Raw genomic sequence first — 5289 nt, forward strand, 5'->3', positions numbered from 1 at the left:
TTGGGGTGCATCAGGGGAGCAATGCTGCCTATAAGGCTAAAATCAATTGAGCCGGAGATAAGTTTGGCCAGAAGTTCCTCCGAGCCACCCGATACTAAATCAAACTTAGATAAAAAGCTAATCGCCTCTTTATCGTTTAAGAGTTGAGCCAGAATTTTTGCTCGAATAATAGGGGGGAAACCAATATGATTTTGATGATTTTTAGAATGCTCGATGGCTCTTTGCGTGAGTGCCAACTCTTCCAAAATACTTTCGATATGAATTTTCAATATTTTCCCTTCATCTGTCAGGACAACTGTTCGGTGAGAAGGATCTTTGTATATTAAATTACAGTTATAATATTGTTCCAATCTCTTTACAGCATAGGAAATTGTCGGCTGACTTACCCCAAAATGATTAGAAACAGCAGTAAAAGACAACAAGTCTCCTAAGGCATTAAAATACTCGAAATCATGCAAATTCATTAGTTTAAACGCTCCTTTGACCCTTATATTCTATCACAAGTTTATCGATTTGTTATAAATAATATTTATTATAACCCAAAGGTTTGACTATAATTTTTTATAAGTATTAAAATACATCTTGTAAGAATTTCTTATAGGAATAATAAATTTGGAGGACGTACGAATGCGTGCACATGAAATTTTAAACAATCCTTTTTTAAATAAAGGAACAGCATTTACTATGGAAGAACGTAAGGAACTTGGCTTAATCGGTCTTTTGCCACCTTATGTTCAAACACTTGAAGAACAAGCAGAACAAACTTACCAACATTACTTGGAAAAACCATCTGATTTAGAGAAACGCCATTTCTTGATGGAAATCTTCAATACAAACCGTACTTTGTTCTACTATTTGTTTAACCAACATATCGTAGAGTTTAATCCTATCGTATATGATCCAGTTATTGCTGAAACAATCGAAAACTACAGCCGTCTATTTGTAGATCCACAATATGCTGCATATCTTGATATTAACCATCCAGAAAATATTCAAGAAACATTGAAAAATGCAGCGGGCGATCGCAATATCCGTTTGATTGTTGTGACAGATGCTGAAGGAATTCTTGGTATCGGTGACTGGGGAACACAAGGTGTTGATATCTCTGTTGGTAAATTAATGGTTTATACTGCAGCAGCCGGTATCGATCCAGCATCAGTTCTTCCTATCGTTATTGATGCAGGGACTAACCGTAAAGAACTCTTGGAAGATTCAATGTATCTTGGAAATCGTCACGCACGTGTTTATGGTGACCAATATTATGACTTTGTTGACCAGTTTGTGGAAACTGCTGAAGCAATGTTCCCTAAACTTTACTTGCACTGGGAAGACTTCGGACGTTCAAATGCTGCAAATATCTTGAACAAATACAAAAAAGAAATTCCAACTTTCAACGATGATATCCAAGGAACTGGTATTGTTGTTTTAGGTGGTATCTTCGGTTCACTTGATATCACAGGTGAAAAATTAACAGACCAAGTTTACCTCTGCTACGGTGGTGGCTCTGCTGGTGCAGGGATTGCTGACCGTGTTCATGCGGAGATGGTAAGTGAAGGACTTTCAGAAGAAGAAGCCTACAACCATTTCTTTATGATGGATAAACAAGGTTTGCTCTTTGATGATATGGAAGATTTGACTCCAGCACAAAAACCATTTGCTAAAAAACGTGCAGATTTTGCAAATGCTGGCGATATGACGGACTTAGCCAATGTTATCAAAACAGTTAAAGCTACTATCTTGGTAGGTACTTCAACTGATGCAGGTGCATTTACAAAAGAAGTTGTTGAAGCAATGTGTGCCAACACTGAACGCCCAGTGATTTTCCCAATCTCAAATCCAACTAAAAAATTGGAAGCAACTGCTGAACAAGTGATTACATGGTCTGATGGTAAAGCCTTTGTTGCAACAGGTATTCCTTCAGGAACTGTCTCTTATAAAGGTGTCGAATACCAAATCGGTCAAGCAAATAACGCTTTGATCTATCCTGGTTTGGGACTTGGTATGTTGGCTTCAGAAGCATCACTTCTTACTGATGAAATGATTGGTGCCGCTGCGCACTCATTGAGTGGTCTTGTTGATCCAGGCGCTGCTGGTGCTCCTGTTCTTCCTCCATTTGAATATGTTGCTGATGTTTCAATCAAAGTTGCAGAAGCAGTAGCTAAAAAAGCTCAAGAACAAGGTTTAGCACAAGCTCAAGAAAAAGATATGGTGAAAGCCGTTCGCGAGATGAAATGGTATCCAAAATACTAAGAGGTTAATGGATTAAAATGAAAAAATTAAAAGAAATAAAAATTTCAGGAATAAGTCTTCCTCTCTATGCCTTTTTTATGATTGTGTTGGCAGTGACAATAGGTTTAGGAAAATTACCACTTAACATGGTGGGTATTACTCTCCTATTAGTACTGTTGGGGCACTTGCTTTACTTTATTGGTGAAAAATTACCCATTATGAATTCATATTTGGGTGGTGGATCAGTTTTCACTTTGTTAGGTGCAACTCTCTTATCCTTTTTTCCATATCATTCCTGCAAATGTGATTGATGCAGTAGGCAAATTTATGGGCGGTCAATTTGGTTTTCTTGATTTCTATATTGCAGCCTTGATTTGTGGATCAATCTTGGGAATGAACAGAAGTTTGCTTGTCAAAGCTTCTGCTAAATTTATCCCTGTTGCTTTGGTCACAATGGTCGTTGGTTTCTTCGCTGTTGGTGGTATGGGTGTCTTGCTTGGCAATGGTTTTGCAGACTCTGTCATGTATGTTTCAATGCCAATGATGTCTGGTGGTATGGGAGCCGGAATTACACCTTTATCACAAATCTATGCTGATGGTTTAGCCAATGGTAACCAAACCGCAATTTTCTCTCAACTTGCTCCCGCAGTAACCTTTGGGAATATTATTGCCATCATTGGGGCGCTTTCCATTTCTAAAATCTTTGCGAAATCAAAATACAATGGTCACGGCACCTTAGTTTCTGCGACAAAAGAAGAACTTGCAAAACCTAAAATTGAATTTGATGCCACTAAAATTGGTGTCGGTATGCTGTATGCCTTTACCCTACTCATGGTGGGTGTGATTTTGAATAAATTCTTCCCAAATATCCATGAATACGCCTTTATGATTATCATCGTCTTTGTTCTCAAAGCCTTTGATGCTGTACCAAAAGAGTTGGAAGAATCGGTTGTGATGTTTAACCAAATCATCATGACCAATCTTACACATGCGGTATTGGCAGGTATTGGTTTGGCATTGATTGATTTGACCACACTAGGCTCTGCTTTGACATGGCAATTTATTGTGCTCTGTCTGACAAGTGTTATCGCAATGGGCTTGACAAGCTGGTTCTTGGGACTTGCCTTAGGTATGTACCCTGTCGAAACAGCTATCGGTGCTGGTATGATTAATAACTCTATGGGTGGAACAGGTAATATTGCCGTTCTCTCTGCCTCTGATCGTATGGAAATGATTGCCTTTGCACAAATGGCCAACCGTTTGTGTGGTGCCATTGTCCTCATCATGGGTGGTATACTCATTCGCTTCTTTTACTAATTGATCCTCCAATCAAAGTAATAAAGTAATATAATAACAAAATAATAATGAACTAAAACGAGGTTTAGCAAAACTTCGTTTTTTTATTGCATTTAAAGAGAAAGGGTTACCATTATAATAGAGGAATAGAGGAAAACAAAATTCTTTTCGAATAACTTTCAATCATAACAAAAAGACGCCTCCAGTAAGAAGAAAGCTTAAGGAGAAATTACAGACAGAACCAGCTACTTTTTATGGGGAGAGTGCTATAATAAAGGGAGAAAAACAGATAAGGTGGTGTTTATCATGGAAAAACCTTCAAAAGAAGAACTCAAGCAAAGATTGTCTGATATAGAATATGCAGTGACGCAAGAAAATGCAACGGAACGTCCTTTTTCAGGAAAATACGATGATTTTTATCAAGAGGGAATTTACGTTGATATTGTCAGCGGGGAACCGCTCTTTAGCTCAACTGATAAATATGATGCTGGTTGTGGCTGGCCGTCCTTTACTCACCCCATAGAAAAACGCGGGGTCAAAGAAAAAGCTGACTTTTCATTAGGTATGCATCGTGTGGAAGTAAGAAGTAAGGAGGCTGATTCTCACTTAGGACATGTGTTCAATGATGGACCACAAGATCAAGGAGGATTGCGTTATTGTATAAATGCTGCGGCTTTAAGATTTATCCCGGTTGAAAAGCTAGAAGAAGAGGGCTACGGCGAATACAAATCCTTGTTTGGCAAAGAATAGTTGGAAAAATAAAACCTCGTCGTTCAAAATTAATAAACAGGTATTTTTTCTTCAACTCTGTCCTATGTTAGAATGAAAATATAGAGAATATGTGTTTATTTTCTGTGGAAATTCAACTATAAGGAGGATTTACTAATGAAAACACCTTTAATAACGATGAATGATGGTCATTTGCTACCGTCTGTAGGTTTAGGAACATACCAGATAAGGGGCGGAGAAGGTCTGGATCAGGTTTTGACAGCTATCCAGAGTGGTTACCGTCTTTTGGATACATCAACTAACTATGACAGTGAGGGGATAGTTGGTGAAGCCATTCGTCGCTCAGGTCTTCCGCGTTCAGAGTTTTTCGTGACGACGAAGTTACCGGGGAAATATCATCATTATGAAGATGCTTTAGCCATGATTCAAGAATCACTCTATCGGATGGGCTTGGAGTATTTTGATTTATATCTGATTCACTGGCCTTTGCCAAAACGTGGACTATATGTGGAAGCCTGGAAGGCTTTAATTCAAGCTCAAAAAATGGGCTTAATACGCTCTATCGGGGTTTCCAACTTTGAACACGAGCATTTAGACAAAATTATTACTGAAACAGGCGTTACTCCAGCCGTTAACCAAATCGAAATCCACCCCTATTGGGTGCAAGAGCGTATGGTGAAAGCCAACGCTGAGCGTGGTATCATCACGGAAGCCTGGAGTCCATTAGGGCGAGGAAATGATGCTCTTGAAGAGCCCATTATCACAAGTCTGGCTGAAAAGTATGGGAAGACAGCAGGTCAAGTTGTATTGCGTTGGCATGTAGAACGTGGCATTGTTCCCATTCCAAAATCGAGAAATTTAATCCATCAACGAAAAAATCTAGCAATTTTTGATTTTGAATTAACTGAAGATGAAGTTGCGCAGATTAATACTCTGGAAAAACCAGACGGACGTATTGATGGTCAAGATCCAAATGAATATGAGGAATTTGATTAAAATTGGTATCAAATAAAAAAAGAAACCCTTAGTAAATGA

General features: G+C 38.6%; 4 protein-coding genes and 1 pseudogene. 4 read left to right on the forward strand and 1 reads right to left on the reverse strand.

Annotated features, from left to right (window positions below):
• On the reverse strand, nt 1-464 hold a 464-nt coding region (locus LACDD01_RS12215; protein WP_231863344.1), incomplete at its 3' end, for a LysR family transcriptional regulator.
• Between the two features lie 163 nt (nt 465-627).
• Between LACDD01_RS12215 and LACDD01_RS02150 the strand changes: the two genes are divergently transcribed.
• The 4 genes and pseudogenes from LACDD01_RS02150 (at nt 628) to LACDD01_RS02165 (ending at nt 5250) form a co-directional block, all read left to right on the forward strand.
• Nucleotides 628-2250 (forward strand): malolactic enzyme, encoded by a 1623-nt coding sequence (locus LACDD01_RS02150; protein ID WP_019299352.1) that lies wholly within the window; start codon nt 628-630, stop codon nt 2248-2250.
• A 17-nt stretch (nt 2251-2267) separates the two neighbouring features.
• Nucleotides 2268-3546 (forward strand): annotated as a pseudogene (locus LACDD01_RS02155) (2-hydroxycarboxylate transporter family protein).
• 285 nt (nt 3547-3831) lie between these two features.
• Nucleotides 3832-4275, forward strand: coding sequence for a peptide-methionine (R)-S-oxide reductase MsrB (gene msrB / locus LACDD01_RS02160; protein ID WP_061413063.1), 444 nt, complete (start codon nt 3832-3834; stop codon nt 4273-4275).
• Between the two features lie 135 nt (nt 4276-4410).
• Nucleotides 4411-5250 carry an aldo/keto reductase gene (locus tag LACDD01_RS02165; protein ID WP_061413064.1) on the forward strand — a complete coding sequence of 280 codons (840 nt, stop codon included), beginning with the start codon at nt 4411-4413 and terminating at the stop codon, nt 5248-5250.
• The last annotated feature ends 39 nt before the right edge of the window (nt 5251-5289 follow it).

The sequence above is a fragment of the Lactococcus sp. DD01 genome (assembly GCF_001578715.1).
Classification (GTDB): domain Bacteria; phylum Bacillota; class Bacilli; order Lactobacillales; family Streptococcaceae; genus Lactococcus; species Lactococcus petauri.